Here is a 25,344-nt window from a genome sequence, read left to right as displayed (position 1 = left end):
TCCTTGCCGATTTCCGTGTCCACTCGCCGATGCGACCTGGCGACCGGCGGCCTTCGCAGACTAACAGCGGGAGCGCCCACGTCGCGCCTCGCTGCTGCTGTGCACTTGCTGAACGAGGCCGTCGAAAAGCTGCGCGCGCACCGGTTTCACCTTGCGCGGCAAGGCTTTCAGCTCACGCATAGGGCGCCGGTGCAGACGCTTCGGCGCGGGCTCGGCGTGTCGGGCTCGGTCAGCCCGTCGGGACCTGCGATCCGTCGTACTGGCGAGCGCCGTTGTTGAGCGTGCCCAGCATGCCGCGCAGCTGACCCCCGGCAATCAGCGCAGGCAGCAGGCCGCCCTGCGCCTGGGCGTCCGGTGGCGCATCGGTCTGCGCCCACGGCTGGCAGCCGCTGGTCTTGAAGGCCTTGTCGGTGGGTTCGATCGCCACCGTCTGGGCTTTCTTGGTCATCGCATTGTCGATGATCGGGTTCTGGTCGTCTCCGATCCGCTTCCAGTAGCACGCACCATTGCCGACCGGGCCCGCCGACGCGTACGTGCCCGGCGCGATGTCCTTGCCGACCACAAAGGTGCCGTCGTGATCGATGCTGGTGGCCAGGGCGCCGGCCGGCGCCGCGGGCGCGGGAGCCGCCGGTGCATTCGGGCCGGGCGCAGGCGCGGCGGGCGTCGGCTCCGGCGTGTCGGGATCAGCGGTGGCTACGCCGCTGAAGGTTCCAGCTCCCGCCGCGACAAGCGCCGCGGCGAGAATCGCTGCTCTCATCGGCCTCATAGCAGGCCAGCGTACCGGTTGCCGGGGCATGCCCCGGTGTCCGCGCACGGGCGCACCACGCCGACCCGGGCCGGCCGGCAGCTGTGGGAAGCTCGCAATGTGGATGTGCCGCACCTTGATCCGGACGCCCCTGCGCTGGCCGACGTGGTGCCGGCAGTGCTGAGCACGCTCGGGGTGACGGGCTTCGATTCCCGCATCCAGGATTCCCGCATCCAGTTGCCCGGCCCCGCGCGCGGGGCGTGCGTTCTGCTGGTGGACGGGCTGGGCGCCGAACTGCTGGACGCCCATGCATCCGACGCCCCGGTGCTGGCGGGCTTGCGCGGCCAGACCCTGCAGGTCGGGTTCCCGTCCACGACGGTGGCCGGCCTCGCGGCGATCGGCACGGGATGCCGGTCGGGCGAACACGGCCTGGTGGGCATGTCCTTCCGGGTTCCCGACGCCCCCGACGTTCGCGTGATGAACGCGCTGCGGTGGCGGCCGCACCCCCGCGGCGACGACCTGCGGGAGCGGGTGCGCCCCGAGGCACTGCAGCCACTGACCACGACGTTCGAGCGGGCGGCGACGGCGGGGGTGGCGGTCAGCGTCGTCTCCGGCGCGGAGTTCGCCGGGTCGGGGTTGACCCGGGCTGTCCTTCGGGGCGCCCGCTATGTCGGTGTGCACGCCCTCGGCGAGCTCGCGGCTGCCGTGACGGACGCGGTGGCCCGGGGCGGATTCTGTTACGGCTATCACGGCGAACTCGATCTCGTCGGCCACTTGCACGGGCCGGGCTCGCCGGCCTGGCGGATGCAGCTGCGCCAGGTCGACAGGTTGGTGGAGTCGATCATCGAGACGCTGCCGCGCGACGCACTGCTTGCCGTCGTCGCCGACCACGGGATGGTCGCCGTCGATCCCGCAGCGGCCGTCGATCTCGATGAACGCGCTGACCTGCTCGACGGCGTAACGGACATCGGCGGCGAAGCGCGAGCCCGGCACGTCTACACGGCTGCCGGCGCGCGTGACGATGTGCTGGCCCGCTGGCGTGAGGCACTTGCCGACACGGCATGGGTGCTGCCGCGCGACGAGGCCATCGCCGCCGGGTGGTTCGGGCCCCGGATCCGCGATGCGGTGCGCTACCGCATCGGTGATGTCGTGGCGGCGACACGCGGTTCGGCGGCATTGCTGCGCCGCACCACCGAACCGATCGAGTCTTCGCTGATCGGCCAGCACGGCTCATTGACCAGCGCCGAACAACGAATTCCGCTCTTGGTGGCCCAGGGGTGAGCAGCCTGGACCCGCCGGATTGGGCATCAGATGTTCGGGGGTTGACTGTCCAATTCTGTATTAGATGATCTAAGATTCAGCGCATGAAGCTTGCAGGCCTGGCAGCAATCGGCGCCGCCGCCGCCATCGCGTTCGCCGCTCCGGCACACGCCGAGATCGACACCGACTTCGCCAACCAGCTGCACACTTTCGGCATCTACGGGCCGCGTGACTACAACGCCTGGATCGGAAAGATCGCATGCAAGCGGCTGCACAACGGCGTCGATCACGACGCGTACCAGTCGGCCAAGTTCGTCTCCCAGAACCTGCCCAAGGACAGCACCACCGCGCAGGCCTGGCAGTTCGTGGGCACGGCCATCAACTTCTACTGCCCTGACCTGCAGCCGGTGATCGATCAGGTAGCAGCGCATCAGGGCTGATTGTCAGCCAATCCAGATCGAGGGCTTGGAGCGATACATTGAAGGCTATGCGTACACGTCGGGTAAGCAATCTGATCCGCGCTGGTGTCGCCGCGTGTGCCGTCGCGGGTAGCCTGGCCGCCGCGCCGGGCATCGCATCGGCGGACGCCACCGACGACTACCCGATCCCGAACCGCATCCTGCGGACCACGTGCACCGCGGAACAGATCATGGCGGCCGCCCGGGACGTCGAGCCCGTGTACTACGAGCGGTACATGATCGACTACAACAACAAGTCCCCCGAACTCCAGCAGGAGACCCAGGACCGCATCCACTGGTTCTTCTCGCTCGATTACGCGGCCCGGCGGCAGTACTCCGAGGACACCGCGACCAATGCGTTCTACGAGAACATGGCGTGGAAGTGGCCGAACTGGGCCAAGCTGTTCTTCAACAACAAGGGTGTCGCAGCCCGCACCACGGATGTCTGCGCGAACTACCCGGCCGGCGACATGTCGGTATGGAATTGGCAGTAACCCACGGGTACGCCAAAACCCCCTGCGGCTCGACCGCAGGGGGTTTTCTTTTCCACGACGGCATCGGCGACTGCGGCTACCAGCTACGACGCGCCCAGCTATCCGTTTTGCGAATCTGTTAAATAGGCTAATATCTCGCGTAACTCACGGTGACGGCAACCGTGAACGGGGGATGGCGACGGCGCGTCTCCGCATGACATCGGCGACTATCCAATCGACTTGATTGAAGTTAGCCGACTGTATAGGTTTCACTTGTCGTACGGCAAGGACAGCTGTCTCGTCGCGCACCCGAAAGGCTGACCAGCGAAACATGAAGCTCTTGAGACGGTTCTGGATCCCCGTGCTCATCCTGGTTGTGGTGGTCATCGGGGCTTTCAGCGTGATGCGGGTCCGTACCTTCTTCGGTGCCGGCGACGGTTCGGGTGTGGCCAGCGCCAAAGTCGACGACACCAAACCGTTCGACCCCAAAGTCGTGGTCTACGAGATCACCGGCGAGCCCGGCGCGACCGCCGATGTGAACTACCTCGACCTCAACGCCCAGCCCCAGCGCGTCGACGGGGTGTCGCTGCCCTGGACGCTGCGGCTGGAGAGCACCGCACCGTCGGTGTTCCCCAACATCGTGGCCCAGGGCAACGGCAGCACCATCAGCTGCCGCATCACCGTCGATGACGAACTCAAAGACCAGCGCACGTCCACCGGCGTCAACGCCCAGACCTTCTGCTTGGTGAAATCTGCATGAGCACCCCCACGCACGACGCGCCCACCGACGCGTTCCCGGCAGCATCGCCGCCCGAGCACGCCAACCACGGCGGGCTCGCCAAGTGGATCCGGCGCCTGGCGCTGCCCATCATCCTCGGCTGGATCGCGATCATCGTCGTGCTCAACGCGGTGGTCCCCCAGCTCGAAGAGGTGGGGAAGATGCGCTCGGTCTCGATGACCCCTGACCAGGCGTCGTCGATGATCGCCATGAAGCGCGTCGGCCAGGTCTTCCAAGAGTTCAAGTCCAACAGCTCGGTCATGATCGTGCTCGAGGGTGACGAGCCGCTGGGCTCCGATGCGCACGACTACTACGACCAGGTTGTCGCCAAGCTGCGGGCCGACACCAAGCACGTCGAGCACGTCCAGGATTTCTGGGGCGACCCGCTGACCGCCTCGGGCGCCCAGAGCGCCGACGGCAAGGCCTCCTATGTGCAGGTCTACACCGCCGGTAACCAGGGTGAGGCGCTGGCCAACGAGTCCGTCGAAGCCGTCCAGAACATCGTCAAGAGCGTGCCGGCCCCGCCCGGCATCCACACGTACGTCACGGGACCCGCGGCGCTGGCAGCCGATCAGCACATCGCCGGTGACCGCAGCATGCAGATGATCGAGGCGCTGACCTTCACGGTGATCATCGTCATGCTGCTACTGGTGTACCGCTCGATCGTGACGGTCGTGCTGGTGTTGCTGATGGTGGTGCTCGAACTATCCGCCGCACGCGGTCTAATCGCGTTCCTGGGCTACTACAACATCATCGGGCTCTCGACGTTCGCGACGAACCTGCTGGTGACCCTGGCGATCGCCGCGGCCACCGACTACGCGATCTTCCTGATTGGCAGATATCAGGAAGCCCGCAGTGTCGGTGAAGACCGGGAATCGGCCTACTACACCATGTTCCACGGCACCGCCCACGTCATCCTGGGGTCCGGGCTGACCATCGCGGGCGCCACGTTCTGCCTGCACTTCACCAACTTGCCCTATTTCCAATCCCTGGGTATCCCACTGGCCATCGGCATGGTCACCGTGGTGTTCGCGGCGCTGACCATGGGGCCCGCCGTGATCACCGTCGTCACGAAGTTCGGCAAGACCCTGGAACCCAAGCGCGCCATGCGCACTCGCGGGTGGCGCAAGGTCGGAGCGGCCGTCGTGCGCTGGCCCGGACCGATCCTGATCGCCACCATCGCACTGTCGCTCATCGGCCTGTTGACCCTGCCCGGCTACCGGACCAACTACAACGACCGCAAGTACCTGCCGCAGGACATCCCGGCCAACAGCGGTTACGCCGCGGCCGACCGGCACTTCTCCCAGGCCCGGATGAACCCGGAACTGCTGCTCATCGAAAGCGATCACGATCTGCGCAACTCCGCGGACTTCCTCGTCGTCGACAGGATCGCCAAGCGCATCTTCCAGGTGCCGGGCATCTCCCGGGTGCAGGCCATCACCCGGCCGCAGGGCACGCCGATCGAGCACACCTCGATCCCGTTCCAGATCAGCATGCAGGGCACCACGCAGATGATGAACATGAAGTACATGCAGGACCGCATGAAGGACATGCTGAAGATGGCTGACGAGATGCAGGTCTCCATCAACACCATGGAATCCATGGTCAAGCTGACCCAGGAGATGGCCGACACCACGCACAGCATGGTCGGCAAGATGCATGTGATGGTCGCCGACGTCGCCGAATTGCGGGACCACATCTCCGATTTCGACGATTTCTTCCGGCCCATCCGCAACTACCTGTACTGGGAACCGCACTGCTTCGACATCCCGGTCTGCTGGTCGATGCGGTCGATCTTCGACACCCTCGACGGCGTCGACACCATGACCGACGACATTCAGAAACTGATGCCGGACATGGACCGGCTGGACGTCCTGATGCCGCAGATGGTCAAGATCATGCCGCCCATGATCGCGACGATGAAGAACATGAAGACGATGATGCTGACCATGCAGTCCACCATGGGCGGGCTGCAGGATCAGATGGAAGCGATGATGAAGGACCAGACGGCCATGGGCCAGGCCTTCGACGCGTCCAAGAACGACGACTCGTTCTATCTGCCGCCGGAAACGTTCAACAATCCGAACTTCAAGCGCGGCATGAAGATGTTCCTGTCCCCTGACGGGCACGCGGTGCGGTTCATCATCAGCCACGAGGGCGATCCGATGAGCCCCGAAGGCATTTCGCACATCGACGCCATCAAGCAGGCTGCCAAGGAAGCCATCAAGGGATCCCCGCTGGAAGGCTCGAAGATCTACCTCGGTGGAACCGCGGCCACGTTCAAGGACATGCAAGAAGGCGCCAACTACGACCTGCTGATCGCCGGCATCGCCTCGCTCTGCCTGATCTTCATCATCATGCTGATCATCACGCGCAGCGTGGTGGCCTCGGCCGTCATCGTCGGGACCGTCGTCATATCCCTGGGCGCATCGTTCGGCTTGTCGGTGCTCATCTGGCAGCACCTGATCGGCCTGGAGCTGCACTGGATGGTGCTGGCCATGTCGGTGATCATCCTGTTGGCCGTCGGCGCCGACTACAACCTGCTGCTGGTGTCCCGGTTCAAAGAAGAGATCCACGCCGGGCTCAACACCGGCATCATCCGCGCCATGGGCGGCACCGGCTCGGTGGTCACCTCGGCAGGCCTGGTGTTCGCCTTCACCATGATGTCCATGGCCGTCAGCGAACTCGCCGTCATCGGCCAGGTCGGCACCACCATCGGCCTCGGCCTGCTCTTCGACACGCTCGTCATCCGGTCGTTCATGACGCCGTCGATCGCCGCCCTGCTCGGAAAGTGGTTCTGGTGGCCCCAGCAGGTGCGCCAGCGGCCGCTGCCTGCTCCGTGGCCCGAGCCGGCGAACAAGAACCGGGCGGACGCTCTCGCCTGAGGCACCACGCCCGGCGCTCTGGGCTAGGGCGCATCCTGTTCCAGCCGGGATTTCAGGCGGGCCAGCTTCATCGGCCAGCTGTATGACATCAGCGGGAGGACGACGCTGCCCGGGCCGACATCGTCGTGGACGACGGCGAGCCTCACCAGATCGTCGAGCGGCTCGATGTCGAAATGCACGCGCGAGCGCGGCTCGGCGGCAGCGGCGACGAGAAGTTCCTCGGTGAGGTCGGAGACGTCGGCGGCAAGTGTGCGGAAGGTGAATCCGAGCCGCCGATACGGATCGGATTCCAGGATCACCTGGTCGGGGTGTTCGGTCCGCGTGCCGTTCTCGATCCAGGTGTAGGCGGAACCCTTGAGCCACGCCGACTCGATGGCGTGGCCCAGATAGTCGGATGCCACGGCCGGGTTGGTGACGGCCTGCCACAGCCGCTCGGGCGTCGTCCTTATATACGTGGTGTAGCGGAACTCTGTGACGGCGGGCGGTTCGGCGATCACCGGGTGGTAGCGGCTGAGCCATCCGGTTGCGAGCGCGGCGATCGGCTCGGCGTTGACGTAGTGCAGCTTGTGCCTGCCCTCCCGCACTGTGCTGACGAGCCCGGCGGCCTCCAGCAGCGCCAGGTGCTTACTGATGGATTGCCGAGCGATCGGCAGGCGGGCGCACAACTCGGAAAGACTCTGCCCGCCACGGGCGTTGAGAGCATCCAGCAACCGCCGCCGGTTCGGGTCGGCCAATGCCTTGAACACCTCGTCCATCCGCTTGCCGGCCTCCTGATCCGCGGCCGTTCGGCCGCGCCGTCTCATTATGCAGCCATCTGGCTGCATGAGGGCTCGCGCGGCACACGAAATGGCGCCCCGACGCGACTCGGGCCGGGATTTGATATCGGTCCGCCATTCGCCAGAATCACTGCGCACCGTCCAACGCCACAATGCCACCCGCAACTCATATGACGTACCCGATTCTCGACGCCGCGTGCGGAGAGCTGTCGGGAGACCCCATCCCGCGTGGTCGCGAAATTGCCTATTTGATAAGCAAACTCGGCCAATTCACATATTCGCCCACCCGATGTCGTCGTGACGCAACGGCGACTGAACCATGTGCGACAACAACATTGGAGTAAACCGTCACGCGAACCCAAAGTTCGCCTCGGCTGGCTGTCAGGGCCCCGGAACAGTCGTCACCGAAGACCACACTCATTCGGAAATTGCGTGAACCAGCCAATAGTGGATAGCCCTTGTGAAGGGTGTCACATATTTTGTCAGCCCAGTTTGCCTGCTGTTAACGTCCCGCCGCATGTTTGCTATTGCGACTGCATCGCTGATGGCGCTCGTCCAGTCCGTTTCGGGCACGCCGTATATCTCCGGTGGTGACACTCCCGCCGGCACCGACTGCTCTGGTCTGGCCTCCTGGATCAGCAACGTGGCAACCGGCCGCCCCGCTTTCGGGGACCGTTTCAACACCGGCAACCAGGAGCGCGCGCTGCTGGCCCGCGGCTTCAAGTACGGCAGCGAGCCGGGCGCGCTGGTGATCGGCTGGAACGGCGGCCATACCGCCGTGACCCTGCCCGACGGCACGCCGGTGTCGTCCGGTGAGGGCGGCCGCGGCGTCAAGATCGGCGGCGGTGGCGCCTTCCAGCGTCAGTTCACGCACCACATGTACCTGCCCGTGGCCAACGAGGATCCGGCCGCGACGGCCCCCGAAGCACCCGCGCCGTTCGACGCTCCGCCGCCGGAAGCTCCCATGCCCCCGGGACCGCCGCCAATGGCCGACCCGATGGCTCCGCCGCCGGCCGACCCGTTCGCCCCGCCCCCACCGGTTCAACTCGACGTGCCGGCTCCGCCCGCCCCCGAAGCGCCGGAGGCGCCGCCTGCGGACCCCTTCGCACCGCCCATGCCGGTCTGACCGGACACGGGTCACACCGATCGGAGCGCTACGGAGCACGATCCCTCCGCTAACCTCGCCCGAGTGATCGTGCTCCTGCCTCCTTCCGAGACCAAGCGCGCCGGCGGCGACGGCCCGCCGCTGCGCTTGGACAAGCTCAGCTCGGCGGCCCTGACACCGCTGCGTGAAGAGCTCGTGGACCAACTGATCGGCTTGTCCGCCGATCTACCGGCGAGCCGCAAGGCGCTGGGCCTCTCGGCCAAGCAGGACGCAGAGATCGAGCGCAATGCCGAACTGCGTTCGGCCCCGACGCTGCCGGCGATCCACCGCTACACCGGTGTGCTGTACGACGCGCTCGACATCGGGTCGTTGCGTGGCGCCGCGGCCGAGCGGGCGCGGGCCCGGCTCGCGGTCGGGTCGGCGTTGTTCGGCCTGCTGCGCGCCGACGATCCGGTGCCCGCATACCGGCTGTCGGCGACGTCGAAACTGCCCGGACAACCGGGGCTGAACACTCGGTGGCGTCCGGTTCTGGAGCCGGTACTCGCCGAGTTGTCCGCCGACCATCTGATCGTCGATCTGCGATCGGGCTCCTACGCAGCGCTCGGCCGCATACCCGGTGCGGTCCGCGTGCAGGTGCTCGCCGAACACGCCGACGGACACCGCACCGTGGTCAGCCACTTCAACAAGGCACACAAGGGACGCCTGGCACGGGTCCTGGCGAGCTCCAGATCCGAACCGGGCGACGCCGCCGCGGTGGCCACGGTCGCCCGCAGGGCCGACATGCATGTCGAACGCGACGGCGACGAGCTGACCGTCGTGGTCCCCGCCTGAGCCGTACGCGCTATCCGAGTTTGCCGACTTGCACGATGCTGTCGGCGAATTCGTTCGGCGCCTCCTGCGGCACGTTGTGTCCGATGCCATCCAGTACGCGGTGGGCATACTTGCCGGTGAACTGCCCGCGATAGGCAGCACCGTCCTTGTTGGGTCCGTCGAAATCGCTGCCGATCGTGATGGTCGGCACCGAAATGGGTGGTCGCGCAGCGAGTTTGCGCTCCAGCTCGGCATACTGCGGCTCCCCCGGCGCCAGCTCGAGCCGCCACCGATAGTTGTCGATGACGATGTCGACATGGTCGGGATTGCCGAAGGCGGCGGCGGTCCGCGCGTAGGTCGCGTCATCGAAATGCCACTGCGGCGAGGCAAGTTTCCAGATCAGCTTGTTGAAGTCGGCGGTGTTCTGCCGGTAGCCGGCGACGCCCCGGTCGGTGGCGAAATAGTACTGATACCACCAGCCGTGCTCGGCTTCCGGTGACAGCGGTTTCTGATTCGCCTCGAGGTTGACGATCAGGTAGCCGCTGACCGCGACCAGGCCTGCGCAGCGCTGCGGCCATATCGCCGCGACGATGCCCGCGGTGCGGGCGCCCCAATCGAATCCACCGAGGATCGCCTGCGGAATGTGCAGGGCATCCATGAAGTCGATGACATCGGTGGCCAGTGCCCCCTGTTGGCCGTTGCGCACCGTGGTGGCCGACAGAAACCTGGTCGAACCGTAGCCGCGCGCGAACGGCACGATCACGCGGTAGCCCTGCGCCGCGAGCGCAGGCGCCACATCCACATAACTGTGGATGTCATAGGGCCAGCCGTGCAGGAGGATGACGGGTTGTCCGTCGGGCGGGCCCAGTTCCGCGTAGCCGACGTCGAGCAACCCCGCGTTGACCTGTTTGACCGGACCGAGCGAGGTATGCCCTTGTGGCGGCGGGGTGGTCGACGCAGGCGCGGTCTGCCACGACGACGAGCAGGCTGCCACCGTCGCTCCCGCCGCCACCGCCATCAACCCCATCGAAAGATTGCGCCTGCTGATCACCATCGGACTCCTCTCCTGGGCCTCCCCCAGCACTACCGGCAACGCAATGGACCCACAAGTCCAGAAACCGTCGGCGGCAGTACCTTCGGCCGCGCTCGGGCCGATTGATCATATTGTCGCCGGGCTCTATTCGCTGCCGCCGCAATGCCGGGCCCGTGGGCGCGGCGCCCGTAGTTGCGCGGGATGAGTAGGAGTAGCTCAGGTGAGCGCGCCGCTGACGATGGCGGTCTCGTCCGGAATCTGGTTGACGGCGGCCGTCTTCAGCACCGCGCGCTTCGGGATGTCAACGGCCGTCACGGTCTTCGTCGCAGGGTCGGTGACGTAGGCGACAGAACCGAGCGCCGTCACCGCAGGCCGCGGGTCCTGCCACTGCGCGGATTCGGTCCACGGCTCGGTCACCTTCAGCTCTGCTGCAACGACACCGGTGTCCGGGTCCAGGAACCGGAGCATCCCGTCGGTGCCGAGCACCAGGGCCTCACCGAGCTGGCCCCGGGCCAGCGAGCGGAAGCTGTACGACGCGGGCAGGTCGACGAGACGCAGTGTGTCGGTACGGGTGTCGACCAGGCTGACCCGCGTCGGCCGCTCAGGCTGCGCGGCCTTGTCGACCTTGTAATCGCCCAGGACGACCGGGTGCGCCTCGGTTGCGGCCACGTTGCCGATCCGGGCGTAGCCGGGCGTCGGGCTCGGGACCTTGGCGATCGTGTCACCGTGCACCACGAGCATCCCGTCCTCGCATCCGAACACCACGGCGCCGCCGGCCGCGGCGCCCTCGCCGTGCACACCGGGGCAGTTCTTCGCCTCGGCGATGACGGCGCGCCGGGCATCGAGCACGGTGACGCCGGTGCGGGTGTTGTCGTCGCCCACGGTGATCAGCAGCGATCCATCGGTGCGCTGCACCGCAACTCCGTGGTGCGGATGCGGCGCCGTATACACCGACCGCGGCGCGGCGGGATCGCCGATGCGATCGCTGGCAATCGACGTTGCGGTGCCGGCACCGTCGGAGAACAGCACGGTGGCGCCGTCGTGCACCACCACGTGACCGGGCTCGGGTGCGGCGATCCGGATGTCGGTGCGCTTCGGCGCAGCGGTGCGGTAGTGGGCGTGATCCCCGTGTGGCTGCGCCCATGTCCCCAGGTCGAGCACGCCGAAGCCGTCCCCTTCGGCGATGATCACGTGCCGACCGTCGCCGGCCGGACGGACCCGCAGGTAACCGCTGCCGGGCAGGTCTGCGATCTGTTCGAGGGTGGCGGCGTCGAGGACCATCACCCCACCGTCGTAGGTGACCGCCAGACGCGGGGTGGGCCGGCGCTGCTCGGTCGCACCCGCGTCCTGGGCGCTGTGGGCATCACCCTCGTCATGCCCGGGGCCGGACGACGTCGGCTCCTGCGCCGTGCCGCAGCCGGCGAGAAGCAGGATCGCGACAAGGGCAGGGGCGACGTGACCGGGATGCATGCCGACAACAAGTAGCCGGTGCTGAAATCCATTGTCAAAGAGCCGCATAAAGATACGTGCATGCACGATGCCGGCGAAGATCGGCGCGCGTCGAGGAGCGTCGGCCGGCACGGCACACTCCGGATCGTCTCACCGCCGGCAATCGAGGTCCACGTAGACCGTTGTGTACTGCAAGACCTGACTCGGCCCCATCAGCGTGAAGCGAGCGTTGACAGGTGCCTGTGGACCCGTGACGGTGCGCCCCTGCCGAACGGCACTGACCGTGCAGTTCTCGATGGATCCGTTGCCGACCTTGCTCAGGATCACCCGATAGCCCTCACTCTGCAGCTGATCGATGGTGTCGGTCGCGGATGCCCCGGACAGTGGCGCAGCGATCGCAGGCACCGCAGCGCCTACACCCACAGTCGCCAATCCGAAACTGACTGCCACCAGGCGCTGTCCACCACGTTTGAGCAGATTTCGTTTCACAGGATTTCATCGCCCCTTCCAGGTTCGGTCATTGCCCGATAACCGTAGGCCGCCGAAAATCTGCGACGGTCAGCGAGTTCGCGAATTCATATGAAACACATACAGTTCCGAGTTCAGGCTGACTTCAGAGCGACTTCATAGCATTCGCACGTAATGCCGGTCCCGCGACAGCATCGGGCCGGGGACCAGGTGCGCGGCGTTCACGGGTTCGAATCAACGCCCGCACCAATGCTTTTGGCGAAGAGTCCGGCGAAACAAGCTGGCGGCAAGCAGGATTCGCGACCACATCGCTTGATCGAGAGCGAACGGGACCCGTACGGCGACGGCTGGGGTGGAGAAGTTCGCAGTCGCGGAGGAAACCACGCGCCCTCTCACCTGTAGGCGGCCATCAATTTGCCGCTCTCAGGGCAGCGAAGGAATTATCGTCCTTACAGCTAACCACCAGACAACGAGTCAAGATCGCGTCGACCGCAGCCGAGGGTGAAGTTTCCCCGTAGCCGAGGCGATCAGACCCCTCGTACTGATCGCCTCGACGTTCCCAAATCTTTGGACATCCGACACAACCCTGTCAAGAGCGGTACCCCTATCGGTCGCATACGGCCAGTTCAGAGCACTGGGACGCCGGTAGTACCGCCGATTTCGGCAAGTCCGTGCCCGTATCACGCCAGGACGTAGACGCACACCGGGCAACGGGTCACCCAGGGACGCGTTCACCTCCCGTGGCTAATGTCACGCGTAGATCTCGACACCTTCTCCGAGGTTGCTGCACACGTATCGCTGTCAGCGTCCGCCGAGACGCCACAACGCGAGCGTCGAACCCGTATGGTCGGGCCATGTCGACCCAGTCCCCCACGCGCGCGGCCGGATTGCGGGCCGCTCTCGCTCAAGCCGAAGCATTCCTGTCCGGCCTCGATGACCGACCGGTCGCCGCGCGAAGCGATGCGTCAGCCGTGCGGGCGGTCCTCGGTGGCCCGCTGCCCACTGATGGCGAAGACCCGGCCGCCGTCATCGACGCACTGGCCGCCGGCGCCGAGCCGGGACTGGTCGCCTCCGCCGGGCCACGCCATTTCGGGTTCGTCATCGGCGGTGCGCTGCCCGCGGCCCTCGCAGCGGACTGGCTCGCATCGGCGTGGGACCAGAACGGGGCGTATCACTCACTGTCCCCCGCGGCGGCAGCCATCGAGGAGGTCACCGCGGGCTGGCTGCTCGACCTGTTCGGACTACCGCCCGCGGCCAGCGTCGGGTTCGTCACCGGCGCACAGGGCGCCAACACAACCGGTCTGGCGGCGGCGCGGCACGCCGTGCTGGCGCGGGCCGGCTGGGACGTCGAGCGGGACGGTTTGACCGGCGCGCCCCGGGTACGAGTGCTGTGCGGAGAGCAGGCACACGCCACCATCTACACGGCGCTACGGTTACTCGGCCTGGGCGACGGCACTGCGATCCGGATCCCGGCCGATGCCCAAGGCCGCATGGACCCCGACGCCTTGGCACATGTCCTTGCCGATGATGCCGCCCCCACGATCGTCTGCGCCCAGGCCGGCAACGTCTCCACGGGTTCGTTCGACCCGTTCGAGCCCATAGCCGACGCGTGCGCGGCACACCGAGCATGGCTGCACGTCGACGGCGCGTTCGGGCTGTGGGCGGCTGCCGCACCCGGCACCCGGCACCTCACGCGGGGTGTGCAGCGGGCCGACTCCTGGGCTGTGGACGCGCACAAGTGGCTCAACGTGCCCTACGACAGTGCGATGGCGATCGTGGCCGATCCCGACGCCCATCTGGCCGCGATGACGCTGGCAGGTCCCTACCTGGTCGCGGACCCGGGCCAGCGGGACGGCACCAACTTCGTCCCGGAGAGCTCCCGGCGGGCCCGCGCCGTCCCCGTGTACGCGGCACTGCGTTCCCTCGGCCGCAGCGGCGTCGCCGAACTCGTGGAGCGCAACTGCGCGCAGGCTCGCCGGATGGCCACGCTGCTGGCCGACATCCCCGGCGCCGAGATACTCAACGACGTGGTGCTCAACCAGGTGCTGGTCCGGTTGCCCGGTGACGACGACGCGAACCGGCGCGCCGTCGCGGCGATCCAGGCCGAGGGCACCTGCTGGCTGGGTGGCACGACGTGGCAGGGCCGTTACGTTCTGCGGGTGTCCTTCTCCAACTGGGCGACCACCGACGACGATGTAGACCGGTCGGCCGCCGCGATCCGGGCCGCGCTCAGCACACTGTGAGCAGGCGACGTTCCGTCGCGCAGGCGGTGACGAATATCCTTTAGTCGAATTCGAGCGAACGCCGACGGCAGGAACGTCTTCGAAAGAGTGGACAACCCGATGGTGAACCAGCAGCAGGCCGACAAGATGACGTCAGGGAAAGGTTTCATCGCGGCGCTCGATCAGAGCGGCGGATCCACTCCCAAGGCACTGCGCCTGTACGGGATCGAGGACAGCGCGTACTCGTCGGAGGACGAGATGTTCGATCTGATGCACCAGATGCGGGTACGCATCGTCACCTCACCGGTGTTCGGTGGCGACCGGGTGCTCGCGGCAATTCTGTTCGAGCAGACCATGGATCGCGCGATCGACGGCAAACCTGCGGCCGCGTACCTGTGGGAGGAGAAGGGCGTGGTGCCACTGCTCAAGATAGACAAGGGCCTGGCCGAGCCGACCGATGGCGTTCAGTTGATGAAGCCCATTCCGGATCTCGACGCGTTGCTCGCCCGCGGCGTGCAGAACGGCATCTTCGGCACCAAGGCGCGTTCGGTGATCGGCGCGGCCGACCCGGTCGGAATCGCAGCGGCCGTCGCCCAGCAGTTCGAGCTCGGGGGCCAGGTGCTGGCGCACGGTCTCGTCCCCATCCTCGAGCCCGAGGTCGCGATCTCGATCGCCGACAAGGCCGAGGCCGAGAATCTGCTGCGCGACGAGATCGCCAAAAACCTCGAGGCGCTGCCCCAGGGCCAGCGCGTGATGCTCAAACTCACCTTGCCGAGCGTCGCGAACCACTACGAGGTGTTCGTCGAGCACCCCAAGGTGATGCGGGTCGTCGCCCTTTCCGGTGGATATTCGCGCAGCGAGGCCAACGCCCTGCTGGCGCAGAACACCGGTGTGATCGCCAGCTTCAGCCGGGCCTTGACCGAGGGCCTCTCGGCACAGCAGACCGACGAAGAGTTCAACGCCACGCTGGACGCCTCGATCCAGTCGATCTACAACGCCTCGGTCGCGGGCTGACGCGCGCCAGAAGGATATGCACATGGTCATCTCCATCGCCCGCCCCAAGCTGGAGGGCAACATCGCGGTCGGCGACGACAGACAGATCGGATTCGCCGAATTCGGCGATCCTCAAGGGCGGGCGGTGTTCTGGCTGCACGGCACGCCCGGTGCCCGGCGCCAGATCCCGACCGAGGCCCGGATGTACGCCGAGCAGAACCACATTCGGCTGATCGGGGTGGACCGCCCCGGCATCGGCTCGTCCACCCCACACCAGTACGACCGGGTCCTGGATTTCGGTGACGATCTGCAGACGATCGCCGACACGCTCGGTATCGAGAAGATGGCCGTGGTCGGGTTGTCCGGCGGTGGGCCCTACACCCTGGCGTGCGCGGCGGCCATGCCTGACCGGGTGACCGCGGTCGGCGTGCTCGGCGGGGTGGCCCCGCTGGTAGGGCCCGACGGCATCCACAGCGGTCTGATGGATCTCGGGGCCACAGTGGCGCCGCTACTGCAGGTGGCCGGTATGCCGATCCGGCTCGCGGCGTCGGGCCTGATCCGGCTGATCCGTCCGGTGGCCTCCCCGGCCCTGGAGATCTACGCCCGCATGTCGCCCGAAGGCGACCGCCGGATGCTGGGCCGCCCGGAGTTCAAGGCCATGTTCCTCGATGACCTGCTCAACGGGAGCCGCAAGCAACTGGCTGCGCCGTTCTACGACATCATCGTGTTCACCCGCGACTGGGGCTTCCGACTTGATGAGATCACTGTGCCGGTGCGGTGGTGGCACGGCGACCACGACCACATCGTCCCGTTCGCCCACGGCAAGCACGTGGTGTCGAGATTGCGCGACGCGCAGCTCACGGAGTTGCCCTACGAGAGCCACCTGGGCGGGCTGGGCTGCGCCGAGGAGATCATGCGCACCATGATCGAGGTTTGGGATTCTGCGGAAAGCACCGCGCCGCAGGGTTGACCTCAACCATTGTTGAGGATAGAGGCTGTCGTCATGACGTCCTCTCTCACCCAGATCCGAACCGACCTGTGGGAAACCCGAACGGACTCACCGTTTCCCGGGCTGACCACGCATGCGTACCTGTGGAAAGCCAACGGGCACAACGCGTTGTTCTACTGCCCGGCCACCGACGCCGACTTCGGCGCCATCGATGCGCTCGGTGGCGTCGACGATCAGTACCTCTCACATCAGGACGAAGCCGGGCCGATGCTGGCCCGGATCGCCGAGACCTTCGGCGCGCGCCTGCACGCACCGGCCGCCGAGCTGGCGACGATCGGCAGGCACGCCCATGTCGACGTGCCGGTGTCCAGCCGCCACCTCGACGCCAACGGTGTCGAGGTGATCCCGACCCCGGGCCACACGCCGGGCAGTACCAGCTATCTCGTCGACGGCAGCGACGGACGCTACCTGTTCACCGGTGACACCATGTTCGTCAGCGCCGACGACCGGTGGTCCACGTTCGTCATTCCGGGCGTCGGCGACACCGCGGCCCTCAGCGACAGCCTGGAACTGCTCGCAACCCTCGAGCCGGACGTGGTGATCTCCAGCGCCTTCGGAGCCACTGCGGTCACCGCGCTCGGTACTCGGCGATGGACCGACTGTGTCGCCGAAGCCCAAGGCAGCATTGCAGCGCACCGCTGACGTCGGCCGCTGAGCTTTTGAGGTAGTCGATTACCCTATGCCGCCTGCGCGAGCCGTTCGACGATGGTCGGCAGACCCGGTACCGCGCCGGGCGACGGAGGTGTCCGATGACCAGAATCGGCGAGCGCGCAGTAGTTCTCGGATGCAGCATCGGCGGCCTGCTGGTCGCCAGAGTGCTTGCCGACCACTTCGACCACGTCACCGTCATCGAACGTGACACCTTGCCCACCGGCATCGCGCAGCGGCGGGGCGTACCCCAGGGCCGCCACGTACACGGGTTGCTGTCGAGCGGGGCGCAGGCACTCGAGGACCTGTTCCCCGGCTTCCTCGACGATCTCGTCGACGACGGCGCGGTCGTCCTCGACGGCTCCGGCGTCTCCCGGGTGTCGATGACCTTCGCCGGGCATCCACTGAACCTGAACGGGCCGTTGGCCAAACCCATCACGTCGTATCTGGCCACCAGACCATTCCTGGAAGCCCATGTCCGCCAGCGTGTCCGGGCAATCCCGAACGTCGAGATCCTCGACGGGCACGATGCCGTCGAGTTCGTCGTCGCAGGCGCTGGGCGCGTGACCGGGGTACGGGTCGCAGCCCACGACGGGACCAGCCACCTCGAGGTGGCCGCCGATCTGGTGGTCGACGCGACCGGCCGGGCCGCACGGACCCCGGCCTTCCTGGACAGCATCGGCTACAAACGCCCTACCGAGCATCGCAACACCATCCACGTCGCCTACACCAGTCAGTTGGTGCACATCCCGCCCGACGCGATCGTCGAACGACTCTTCCTCATCGGGGCACGTCCCGAATTACTCTGCGGCGGAGCACTTTTCGCGTGCGAGAACGATACCTGGATGCTGACGCTGGTCGGCATGACCGGACTTCAACCGCCCGTCGACAGGGATGGCATGCTCCACTTCGCCGAGAAGTTCGCACCCGCGGCGATGATGACGGCGCTGCGGGCAGCCGAACCATTGACCGAGGCCGTCACCTATCGCTATCCCGCCAGCGTGCGCCGGTTCTATGAGCGGTTGCCGCAATTCCCCAGCGGGCTGCTGGTATTCGGCGATGCCATCTGCAGCTTCAACCCGGTTTACGGTCAGGGCATGTCGGTGGCAGCCCTGGAGGCACTCGCCTTGCGGGAGTGCTTGAAGGAAGGGCCAGACGATCTGGCGCGCCGGTTCTTCCGCGCGGCCGCCAAACCCCTTGGCCGGGCGTGGCAGATGGCAGCGGGTGCCGATCTGACGCTGCCCGGGGTCGAGGGCCACCGCTCAGCGTCGATCCGGTTCGCCAACGGGTACACCGAGCGAGTCCTGACCGCCGCCGAATCGGATGGCGTTGTGGCCGAGACGTTCCTGCGGGTGAGCAACCTCGTCGACGCGCCCTCGGCGCTGCTGCGACCGTCGATCGTCGCGCGGGTGATGGCCGCGCCGCGGCGTCATCCGCGGGCCGCTCTCACGTCGCGGGCGCAGGCCCCGGCTCAACCCGCGTGACAGCCCGGCCGGATCAGCGCGTCCGGTCGAGCACCTCACGCACCAGGTCCATCGACGTATCCGGATGCAGGAACGCGAAGCGACCGACCGTCTCGCCCTCCCATTTGGTGGGCGGGATGAACGCGATCTCGTCGTCGTGCAACTTCTGCGCCCAGGCGTCGTAGTCCTCGCCCTGCCAGCCGAGCCTCCGGAACAGCACCACGCCCAGATCGGGCTCGCGGATGAGTTCCAGGTGTGACTCGCTGTTGATCAACACCGCGGTCTGCCGGGCCAGCTCGGCGGCCACTTCGATGGCCTCGCGATAGGCCTCGATCCCGTTGACCGCCAACGAGAACCACAACGGCAGGCCACGGGCCCGGCGGGTCAGGTGGTAGGCGTAGTCGGTCGGGTTCCACTCGCCGTCGGAGGTGTGGATGACGTCGAGGTAGGACGCGTCCTGCGTATGGGTGGCCCGGGCCAGCTCCGGATTGCGGTACAGCAGCGCGCAGCAGTCGAACGGCGTGAACAACCACTTGTGCGGATCGAGGATGAACGAGTCGGCCTGTTCTATGCCGTCGTACTTCGACCGCAGCGACCGCGCGAAGATGCCCGATCCGCCGTACGCCCCGTCCACGTGGAACCACCAACCACGCTCTTTGGCCAGCGCACCGACCCCGGCCAGATCGTCGATGATGCCAGCGTTGGTGGTGCCCGAGGTACACACCACCGCGGCGATGTTGGGTGTGTCGGCGGGCACGGCGGCGCGTACGGTGTCGGCGGTCAGCCGGTGTTCCGGTGTGTCCACCACGAGGGCGTCCATCTCCAGCAGCTTGAGGGTGTTGACGATCGAGGAATGCGCGTCGGTGCCGACCACCACGCTGAGCCGGCCGGTGGCGCCGTGGCTCTTGGCGGTTTCGCGCGCCGTCGCGAGCGCCGACAGGTTTCCGGCCGAGCCGCCCGAGACGAAACAGCCGCCGGCCGTCGACGGCAAACCGGCCTCGTCGGCGATCAGCCGCAGCACGGTGTTCTCCGCGGCGATGGCGCCGGACGCTTCCAGCCACGAGATGCCCTGGATCGACGCGCACGACACGAGCATGTCGAACAGCAGGCTGGCCTTGGTCGGCGCGGCGGGGATGAACCCGAGGAAGCGCGGACTGTCCGCCGAGATGATGCTGGGCGCGATCACCGAGCTGTACACGCCCAGCACCTCATCGGGGTGCCGTGGCGTCTCGCGGATCAGCCCGTCGAGGCGACGATAGAGTTCCTCGGCCGACAACGATCCCTTGTCCAAGGGCACCGGGTTCATCCGCAATCGGTTCTCGGCGTACGCCAGAACGCTGCGAACGGTCTGTTCGGTGGTGTCGTCGACACTATGCATCGCCACAACTGTCTCCTCGCCGGTGCCGGGTACTGCCGGATCCGTGCGGACCCTGCACGGAGTCTGTCAGCCCGATTGGCCGAAGGCGCCGTTTTCGCCGGGCAGTTCTGCGCGCCGACTCGGCCCACCGGCGAGTGTGGTTACTGTGCGCTGCCGCCCTGTAACGCCCGGCGCAACATGTGCATTGCCACGGTGGTCGAGCGCTCTCGGATGTCGGTGCGGTCACCCGGCAGCCGGACTGTTCGGGTGACGGGTTCCCCGCCGGCGAGTTGCACGGCGAAGCACACCGTGCCGACCGGCTTGTCCGCACTTCCGCCGCCCGGGCCGGCGATCCCGGTGACCGCCACTGCGGTGTCGGCTTCGAAGGCGGCCAGCGCCCCGGTGGCCATGGCCGCGGCCACTGGCTCGGAGACGGCTCCGTGCTGGGCCAGCAGTGCTTCATCTACTTGCAGCAGTTCGGTTTTGGCGTCGTTGGCGTAGGCGACGACGCCGCCTGCGACATAGGCCGACGCCCCTGGCCGCTCGGTCAGTCGTGCCGCCAGCAGACCCGCGGTGCACGATTCCGCCGTCGCCACGCGACGTCCGGCGAGCAGCGCGGCCACCTGCTCGTCGACCGTGGCACCGTCCTCCGAGTAGAGGGTGTTGGCATGCCGGTCGCGCAGCAGCGCCACGAGTTCGGCGTATGTGTCTGCCGCCGCCGGTTCGTACCGGGTGACGATCTCCAGTTCGCCGCGACGCAGGCAGGTGGTGATCTCCAGATCGGCGAACCCGGCGATGGCGTGCTCGGCTTCGCGCAGGGTTTCGGCCAGCCCGGACTCGGCGAGCCCGAACATGCGCAGCATCTCCTGGCGGTAGACGGTGCGCTGCGCGATCGCGTGCTGGGCGGCCTCCGTTTCGATGGCCTTCGCCCACATCGGTTGCAGTTCGCGCGGCGGGCCCGGCAGCACGATCACCGTCGGTGTTCCGGGCACCACGACGCCGGGAGCGGTACCGATCGGGTCGAGGACCTCGGCACCGACGGGCACCAGGGCCTGCTTGCGGTTGGCCGCCCGTACCGCCTCGAAGTCGACCTCCGAGAAGACACCGCGCCCTGCCATCAGCCGACGCAGGATCGCGGCGATCCGCTCCTCCATCTCGGTGTCCAAAACCAGTTCGCGGCCGCAGAACTCGGCGACCGTGGCCACCGTCAGGTCGTCCGCGGTGGGCCCGAGTCCGCCACTGGTGACGATCAGGTCAACCCCTTCTGCGGCCAGGAACCGCAGCTGCGCGGCGATGTCCCGCGGCCGGTCACCACAGATGGTGATGTGGGCGAGCTCGACACCCAGCTCGAGCAACCGGTCGGCGATCCACGGCCCGTTGCGGTCCTGAACCCGTCCGGTGAGAACTTCGGTTCCGGTCACCACGATGCCTGCGCGTGCACTCACACCGCTGCACATTACGTGCCGCGTTCGGCTCAGCAGCCGTGCACCGTGCGCGTCCGCCGCGGATCAGCAGCGCGAAGCGGTCAGCGTGTGAGCCAGTTGCTCACGGTCGCCAGGTCGCGCGTGTAGGTGCCCATGATGTCGTCCTGGAATCGGCTGGCACCGCTGATCGCGTTCGAACCCTGCCAGATCACGCGGATCCGGTCGTTGCCGCGCTGGTAGACGTCGACCCGGTCGAGGTCGCGGCGCGCCCAACCGCTGGACTCGGCTACCTGGGACAGATCGCGGCGCTCATCGGTTGTGGTCATCAGGCGATCCTATCGGCGCGTGGACTGGTCGATCGGCACGGTCACCGGCGCGGAGTTGTATCCGGTGACCCGAACCCAGTTGGCCTGGGGTTCGGGACCGTTGATCGTGGCTGTCAGGATCACCGTTTCGCCCGGATAGACCGTGACGTAGTTGTCGGAGTACTCGATGGGCAGGATCTCGTCACCGTCGTGAGTGTCGGTGACCTCGGCCCGGTCGAAGAACGCGATCTGCCGGGTGGGGTTGTGCAGGCGGATGGCCACCACCGTGCGTTCGGGTCCGGCGGTGCGGGAGGCGCTGACCTGCAGGGGTGCCGGCGGCATGGTGTTGAGCGGGGTCATGTCGGCCCAGCTGGTCTGGGCCAGATCGAACGCCTGGTCGTTCATCGGGTTGCCGACGTCGTCGGGCTGCTGCGACTGCCAGTACGTGTTCTCGGTGACGACATCACCGGAGGCGTCGAGCAGTTCGGCACGCACGAAGAACACCCGCGAGTCGCGGACCACATGCGGCAGCGCCAATGCCTGCACGGCGCCTCCCGAGGGCACCCAGATGGTGTCCGTGGTCCGGTCGTCGCGCACACGCCCGGACAGATCGTAGGTACGCACCCGCACGTGCAGGCCGTGCTGGTCAGACGGCGTCTGGTTGACGACCGTGATGTTCGCGGTGTTGTGATCACCGGTGGCGAAGGAGTCGAACACCACCGACAGCGGGCGCAGGCCCTTCTTGGCGCCGAAGTAGGCGCCGCCGGGCCGCAGGTAGTAGTCGAAGAGGTGCCCGAAGAACGACGGCCAGTGGTTGTTGAGCATCCAGTAGATCGTCATCTTGTGGTTCGCCCAGCCCATCGCGGCGAACGCCTCGAACTGCGCCCGGGTGGACTCGTAGTGCGCCAACTGTGCCTTGCGGGCGAATTCTTCCGCGTTCGGCGACGAGCCGTACCGTCGTACCACCGCGGTGCGGATGCTCTCCAGCGAGTTGTTACTGGGGTTGGCCCCGGCGTGGAAGTACCAGGTGTCGTTGATCGGCCACAGCTTGTCCGGTGGGAGGAACTTCCGCAGGCTCGCGAACGGCGGGATGTTCTCGTTGTCCCCCTGCTCGGCGTTGGATCCCCGGGTGGCCTGATAACCACCGCTGAACCAGTAGCTGGGTGGGCGCCAGGTGTACGGGCCCGCCATGTGGATGCCGTCCCAGTCGGGCTGACCGTCGCCGTCGCGGGCCAGTGACGACACCGTGTCGACGACGGCGTTCGGCCAGTGCAGCTCGGCCAGGATGCCGTGGTAGGCGTCGAGCACCGACTGCGGCGGTTTGCCGTCACTGCCGTTGGCCCAGATGAACGCCGACGGGTGACCACGCAGGGTCAGCAGCTGCGAGCGCAGGCTCTCGTTGGCGACGCGGTGGTCCTCGGCGTCCCACTGCGACCACTTCTCCCACTGGTTGCAGCACATCCAGCCGTACATCAGCGGGATGCCCAGCTCGTCAGCACGTTCGATGATGTTGTCGCCCGGGAACTTTCCCTCCAACCGCAGCATGTTCAGCCCCATGTCGCGGACGTAGCCGAGGATGGCGTCCTCGCGCTGCGGGTCGTACCGGAACAGCAGATCGGGCGTGTAGGCGGCGCCGCGGACCAGCAGGTCCCTGCCGTTGACCGTGAGGTAGAAGCTGCCCCCGCGGCCCAGGTCCGGGTACTGCTCGTCGTCGTCACGATGCTGGGTGATGGTTCGGATGCCGAACCGCGAGTCGTCGGTGTCGGTGGCCCGGCCGTACTGCCGGAACTCGAGGCGCAGGTTGTAGAGGTTGGGTTCGCCCATGGTGTACGGCCACCAGAGGTCCGGGTGGTGCACCGTGAGCGCGGCGTAGGAGTCCGGATCGAACTTCACCTCGCGGCGCTCCCCCGCGCCGAGGGTGACCGGTTGATCGAGGGTGATGTCCGGCTTGCCGGCCCGGCTGATCGTTGCGCGCACGACGCCGCGCAGGGTGGTCGACGACGTGTTGCGGACATCGCTGTACACGGTGAGCCGGGCCGTATCGGTCGACGGCAGGGGCAGCTCGGTGGTCACCATCGGATCGCTGACCACGCCCGTCCCGGAAAAGCTCAGGTAGACCGGTTTGAAGATGCCCGCGTTCCGGTCGGCGACAAAGGAATTGCCGCGCAGCGGATTCTTGCCCGGCCCCTGGTAGCCGATCCGGTTCCAGTTGATCCAGTCCCACCAGCTGTCGGCGAGCTCGACCCCGTTGATGTCCTGCAGCGCCTGTTCCGGGGTGACCTTGACGGCCAGGGTGTTCTGACCGCCCTGGTTGAGCCACGGTGTCACGTCCAGCTCGTGGGCGGTGTACATGCCGACCACCTCGGAGTTCCCTGCGATCTGCCTGCCGTTGAGCCACACCTCGGCGCGGTAGTTGATGCCGGGGAACTCGATGCGGTAACTCGCGCTTCCGGCCGGTGCCGTGAACGTGGTCCGGTACCACCAGTCCTGGCGGTACAGATCGTCGGGAACGTTGGCCAGGTTCTCGCCGTAGTACAGGTTCGGGTACGTGCCGTCGTCTTCGAGCGCCTGCAGCACCGTGGCGGGCATGTGCTCGACCTGATGCCAGCGGTCCCCCCGGAATCCCGCCGAGGAGATCTCTGCGCCTCCGGTCATCACGGCGCGCGCCGAGGTCAGCTGCCAGCCGGTCGACAGCTCGATCCGGCCCGACGGTGGCTCCGGCCGGGCGAACACGGGCAGGTCGGTGACACACACCGACAGCAACAGCAGCGTGACGACGACACCCGCGATGAGCGGGCCGACGCGACGTTTCGGGCTGGAAATGGGTGGCTCCTCGGGACCGATGCGGCGGGCGGCCGCCCGGTCATTCTGCCGTGAACCACGCCCGACCGCGCGGCCGGTGCACCCTCAGAGCTTGTGCGGGACGTCGTTGACCAAGCCGCCGTCCATGACGAACTCGGCGCCTGTGGCGTACCGGGATTCGTCGCTGGCGAGGAAGACCACGAAGCTGGACACCTCTTCGGGTTGCCCGGGCCGGCCCAGCGGGATCGTGAGCATGTCTTCGGGGAAGTGCTCGGTCATCGGGGTCCGGATGAAGCCGGGGTGGATCGAGTTCACCCGGATCTGCTTGGCGCCCAGTTCCAGCGCGGCCGATTTCGTCAGGCCCCGCACGGCCCATTTCGACGCGACGTAGGGGTGCACCATGGCGGCGCCACGCAACCCCTCGATCGACGACACGTTGATGATCGACCCGCCGCCCGCGGCTTTCATGGCCTTGACGCAGGCCTGCATCCCCAAGAAGGTGCCGGTGAGGTTGACGTCGATGACCTTCTGCCACTGGGTCATGTCGAACTTGCCGATCTGACCGAGAGCGACGATGCCCGCGTTGTTGACCAGCACGTTGAGCAGGCCGAACTCGTCGGTCGCGGTCGTGACGGCCGCAGCCCACTGATCGGCGTCGGTCACGTCGAGATGGACATAGCGCACGGCGTCGCCCAGTTCGGCGGCCAGGGCCTTGCCCTCGTCGTCGAGGATGTCCCCGATCACCACCTTGGCGCCCTCGGCCACCAATGCGCGGGCGTGCTCGGCGCCCATGCCCCGAGCACCGCCACTGATCAGTGCCACTTTTCCGTCAACCCGTCCCATGACGGCTGAGGCTACCGCCTGACGGGCCAAATTAGAAC

General features: G+C 67.0%; 22 protein-coding genes. 12 read left to right on the top strand and 10 right to left on the bottom strand.

The window, feature by feature from the left end:
- Positions 1 to 229 precede the first annotated feature (229 nt).
- The gene (locus tag RMCB_RS07240; protein ID WP_029373345.1) at positions 230 to 766 is read right to left on the bottom strand and encodes an Rv1352/Rv1906c domain-containing protein; all 537 of its coding nucleotides are present in this window, start codon (positions 764 to 766) and stop codon (positions 230 to 232) included.
- Positions 767 to 865: 99 nt separating this feature from the next.
- On the opposite strand from RMCB_RS07240, the gene RMCB_RS07235 reads away from it, so the two are divergent.
- From RMCB_RS07235 to RMCB_RS07215, 5 genes are all read left to right on the top strand, one after another.
- Positions 866 to 2,026, top strand: coding sequence for an alkaline phosphatase family protein (locus tag RMCB_RS07235; protein WP_062828335.1), 1,161 nt, complete (start codon positions 866 to 868; stop codon positions 2,024 to 2,026).
- Positions 2,027 to 2,109: 83 nt separating this feature from the next.
- Positions 2,110 to 2,445 carry a DUF732 domain-containing protein gene (locus tag RMCB_RS07230; protein WP_029373343.1) on the top strand — a complete coding sequence of 112 codons (336 nt, stop codon included), beginning with the start codon at positions 2,110 to 2,112 and terminating at the stop codon, positions 2,443 to 2,445.
- A gap of 47 nt (positions 2,446 to 2,492) precedes the next feature.
- Positions 2,493 to 2,957, top strand: a complete 465-nt coding sequence (locus tag RMCB_RS07225; RefSeq protein WP_029373342.1) for a DUF5078 domain-containing protein — start codon at positions 2,493 to 2,495, stop codon at positions 2,955 to 2,957.
- 310 nt (positions 2,958 to 3,267) lie between these two features.
- Entirely contained in the window at positions 3,268 to 3,696 is a 429-nt protein-coding gene (locus RMCB_RS07220; protein WP_062828229.1) for an MmpS family transport accessory protein, read from the top strand.
- Complete coding sequence (locus tag RMCB_RS07215) at positions 3,693 to 6,599, top strand: MMPL/RND family transporter (RefSeq protein ID WP_062828228.1); 2,907 nt, start codon at positions 3,693 to 3,695, stop codon at positions 6,597 to 6,599. The genes RMCB_RS07220 and RMCB_RS07215 overlap by 4 nt, the downstream gene beginning before the upstream one ends.
- Positions 6,600 to 6,622: 23 nt before the next feature.
- Here RMCB_RS07215 and RMCB_RS07210 read toward each other — a convergent pair whose 3' ends face one another.
- On the bottom strand, positions 6,623 to 7,354 hold the full coding sequence (locus tag RMCB_RS07210; RefSeq protein WP_062828227.1) for an ArsR/SmtB family transcription factor: 732 nt from the start codon (positions 7,352 to 7,354) through the stop codon (positions 6,623 to 6,625).
- 538 nt (positions 7,355 to 7,892) lie between these two features.
- Between RMCB_RS07210 and RMCB_RS07205 the strand changes: the two genes are divergently transcribed.
- Together RMCB_RS07205 and yaaA are read left to right on the top strand one after the other, a co-directional pair.
- The gene (locus RMCB_RS07205; RefSeq protein WP_062828226.1) at positions 7,893 to 8,501 is read left to right on the top strand and encodes a hypothetical protein; all 609 of its coding nucleotides are present in this window, start codon (positions 7,893 to 7,895) and stop codon (positions 8,499 to 8,501) included.
- 63 nt (positions 8,502 to 8,564) lie between these two features.
- Positions 8,565 to 9,311 carry a peroxide stress protein YaaA gene (gene yaaA, locus RMCB_RS07200; RefSeq protein ID WP_062828225.1) on the top strand — a complete coding sequence of 249 codons (747 nt, stop codon included), beginning with the start codon at positions 8,565 to 8,567 and terminating at the stop codon, positions 9,309 to 9,311.
- 10 nt (positions 9,312 to 9,321) lie between these two features.
- Here yaaA and RMCB_RS07195 read toward each other — a convergent pair whose 3' ends face one another.
- The 3 genes from RMCB_RS07195 to RMCB_RS07185 form a co-directional block, all read right to left on the bottom strand.
- Entirely contained in the window at positions 9,322 to 10,341 is a 1,020-nt protein-coding gene (locus tag RMCB_RS07195; protein WP_062828334.1) for an alpha/beta fold hydrolase, read from the bottom strand.
- 198 nt (positions 10,342 to 10,539) lie between these two features.
- Positions 10,540 to 11,793, bottom strand: a complete 1,254-nt coding sequence (locus RMCB_RS07190; protein ID WP_062828224.1) for a hypothetical protein — start codon at positions 11,791 to 11,793, stop codon at positions 10,540 to 10,542.
- Between the two features lie 129 nt (positions 11,794 to 11,922).
- Positions 11,923 to 12,177, bottom strand: a complete 255-nt coding sequence (locus tag RMCB_RS07185; RefSeq protein ID WP_234792027.1) for a hypothetical protein — start codon at positions 12,175 to 12,177, stop codon at positions 11,923 to 11,925.
- Between the two features lie 917 nt (positions 12,178 to 13,094).
- On the opposite strand from RMCB_RS07185, the gene RMCB_RS07180 reads away from it, so the two are divergent.
- The 5 genes from RMCB_RS07180 to RMCB_RS07160 all read left to right on the top strand — a co-directional run bounded on the left by RMCB_RS07180 (position 13,095) and on the right by RMCB_RS07160 (position 18,596).
- Positions 13,095 to 14,483 carry a pyridoxal phosphate-dependent decarboxylase family protein gene (locus tag RMCB_RS07180; protein ID WP_062828223.1) on the top strand — a complete coding sequence of 463 codons (1,389 nt, stop codon included), beginning with the start codon at positions 13,095 to 13,097 and terminating at the stop codon, positions 14,481 to 14,483.
- Positions 14,484 to 14,582: 99 nt separating this feature from the next.
- Positions 14,583 to 15,476, top strand: coding sequence for a fructose bisphosphate aldolase (locus RMCB_RS07175; RefSeq protein ID WP_062828332.1), 894 nt, complete (start codon positions 14,583 to 14,585; stop codon positions 15,474 to 15,476).
- Between the two features lie 22 nt (positions 15,477 to 15,498).
- Positions 15,499 to 16,425 (top strand): alpha/beta fold hydrolase, encoded by a 927-nt coding sequence (locus tag RMCB_RS07170; RefSeq protein ID WP_062828331.1) that lies wholly within the window; start codon positions 15,499 to 15,501, stop codon positions 16,423 to 16,425.
- Positions 16,426 to 16,458: 33 nt separating this feature from the next.
- Complete coding sequence (locus tag RMCB_RS07165) at positions 16,459 to 17,106, top strand: MBL fold metallo-hydrolase (RefSeq protein WP_062828222.1); 648 nt, start codon at positions 16,459 to 16,461, stop codon at positions 17,104 to 17,106.
- A gap of 107 nt (positions 17,107 to 17,213) precedes the next feature.
- Complete coding sequence (locus tag RMCB_RS07160) at positions 17,214 to 18,596, top strand: FAD-dependent oxidoreductase (RefSeq protein ID WP_062828221.1); 1,383 nt, start codon at positions 17,214 to 17,216, stop codon at positions 18,594 to 18,596.
- A gap of 13 nt (positions 18,597 to 18,609) precedes the next feature.
- Here RMCB_RS07160 and RMCB_RS07155 read toward each other — a convergent pair whose 3' ends face one another.
- The 5 genes from RMCB_RS07155 to RMCB_RS07135 all read right to left on the bottom strand — a co-directional run bounded on the left by RMCB_RS07155 (position 18,610) and on the right by RMCB_RS07135 (position 25,306).
- Positions 18,610 to 19,953, bottom strand: coding sequence for a pyridoxal phosphate-dependent decarboxylase family protein (locus RMCB_RS07155; protein ID WP_062828330.1), 1,344 nt, complete (start codon positions 19,951 to 19,953; stop codon positions 18,610 to 18,612).
- Between the two features lie 140 nt (positions 19,954 to 20,093).
- On the bottom strand, positions 20,094 to 21,377 hold the full coding sequence (locus tag RMCB_RS07150) for a competence/damage-inducible protein A (RefSeq protein WP_072278431.1): 1,284 nt from the start codon (positions 21,375 to 21,377) through the stop codon (positions 20,094 to 20,096).
- A gap of 80 nt (positions 21,378 to 21,457) precedes the next feature.
- Entirely contained in the window at positions 21,458 to 21,682 is a 225-nt protein-coding gene (locus RMCB_RS07145) for a hypothetical protein (RefSeq protein ID WP_029370626.1), read from the bottom strand.
- Between the two features lie 9 nt (positions 21,683 to 21,691).
- Positions 21,692 to 24,415, bottom strand: coding sequence for a glycoside hydrolase family 2 protein (locus RMCB_RS07140; RefSeq protein ID WP_062828329.1), 2,724 nt, complete (start codon positions 24,413 to 24,415; stop codon positions 21,692 to 21,694).
- A gap of 153 nt (positions 24,416 to 24,568) precedes the next feature.
- Entirely contained in the window at positions 24,569 to 25,306 is a 738-nt protein-coding gene (locus RMCB_RS07135; protein WP_062828219.1) for a glucose 1-dehydrogenase, read from the bottom strand.
- Positions 25,307 to 25,344: the final 38 nt, after the last annotated feature.

This window comes from Mycolicibacterium brisbanense (genome assembly GCF_001570425.1).
Classification (GTDB): domain Bacteria; phylum Actinomycetota; class Actinomycetes; order Mycobacteriales; family Mycobacteriaceae; genus Mycobacterium; species Mycobacterium brisbanense.
The sequence above is the reverse complement of the archived record's forward strand: the minus strand, read 5'-3'. Positions and strand labels throughout refer to the sequence as shown.

Excerpts from the sequence above, each read along its gene's own strand:
- RMCB_RS07180 (WP_062828223.1), top strand. The coding sequence starts at position 13,095 with ATGTCGACCCAGTCCCCCACGCGCGCGGCCGGATTGCGGGCCGCTCTC.
- RMCB_RS07165 (WP_062828222.1), top strand. The coding sequence starts at position 16,459 with ATGACGTCCTCTCTCACCCAGATCCGAACCGACCTGTGGGAAACCCGA.
- RMCB_RS07175 (WP_062828332.1), top strand. The coding sequence starts at position 14,583 with ATGGTGAACCAGCAGCAGGCCGACAAGATGACGTCAGGGAAAGGTTTC.
- RMCB_RS07210 (WP_062828227.1), bottom strand. The coding sequence starts at position 7,354 with ATGGACGAGGTGTTCAAGGCATTGGCCGACCCGAACCGGCGGCGGTTG.
- RMCB_RS07170 (WP_062828331.1), top strand. The coding sequence starts at position 15,499 with ATGGTCATCTCCATCGCCCGCCCCAAGCTGGAGGGCAACATCGCGGTC.
- RMCB_RS07145 (WP_029370626.1), bottom strand. The coding sequence starts at position 21,682 with ATGACCACAACCGATGAGCGCCGCGATCTGTCCCAGGTAGCCGAGTCC.
- RMCB_RS07240 (WP_029373345.1), bottom strand. The coding sequence starts at position 766 with ATGAGGCCGATGAGAGCAGCGATTCTCGCCGCGGCGCTTGTCGCGGCG.
- RMCB_RS07205 (WP_062828226.1), top strand. The coding sequence starts at position 7,893 with ATGTTTGCTATTGCGACTGCATCGCTGATGGCGCTCGTCCAGTCCGTT.
- RMCB_RS07135 (WP_062828219.1), bottom strand. The coding sequence starts at position 25,306 with ATGGGACGGGTTGACGGAAAAGTGGCACTGATCAGTGGCGGTGCTCGG.
- RMCB_RS07230 (WP_029373343.1), top strand. The coding sequence starts at position 2,110 with ATGAAGCTTGCAGGCCTGGCAGCAATCGGCGCCGCCGCCGCCATCGCG.
- RMCB_RS07190 (WP_062828224.1), bottom strand. The coding sequence starts at position 11,793 with ATGCATCCCGGTCACGTCGCCCCTGCCCTTGTCGCGATCCTGCTTCTC.
- RMCB_RS07215 (WP_062828228.1), top strand. The coding sequence starts at position 3,693 with ATGAGCACCCCCACGCACGACGCGCCCACCGACGCGTTCCCGGCAGCA.
- RMCB_RS07155 (WP_062828330.1), bottom strand. The coding sequence starts at position 19,953 with ATGCATAGTGTCGACGACACCACCGAACAGACCGTTCGCAGCGTTCTG.
- RMCB_RS07160 (WP_062828221.1), top strand. The coding sequence starts at position 17,214 with ATGACCAGAATCGGCGAGCGCGCAGTAGTTCTCGGATGCAGCATCGGC.
- RMCB_RS07220 (WP_062828229.1), top strand. The coding sequence starts at position 3,268 with ATGAAGCTCTTGAGACGGTTCTGGATCCCCGTGCTCATCCTGGTTGTG.
- RMCB_RS07225 (WP_029373342.1), top strand. The coding sequence starts at position 2,493 with ATGCGTACACGTCGGGTAAGCAATCTGATCCGCGCTGGTGTCGCCGCG.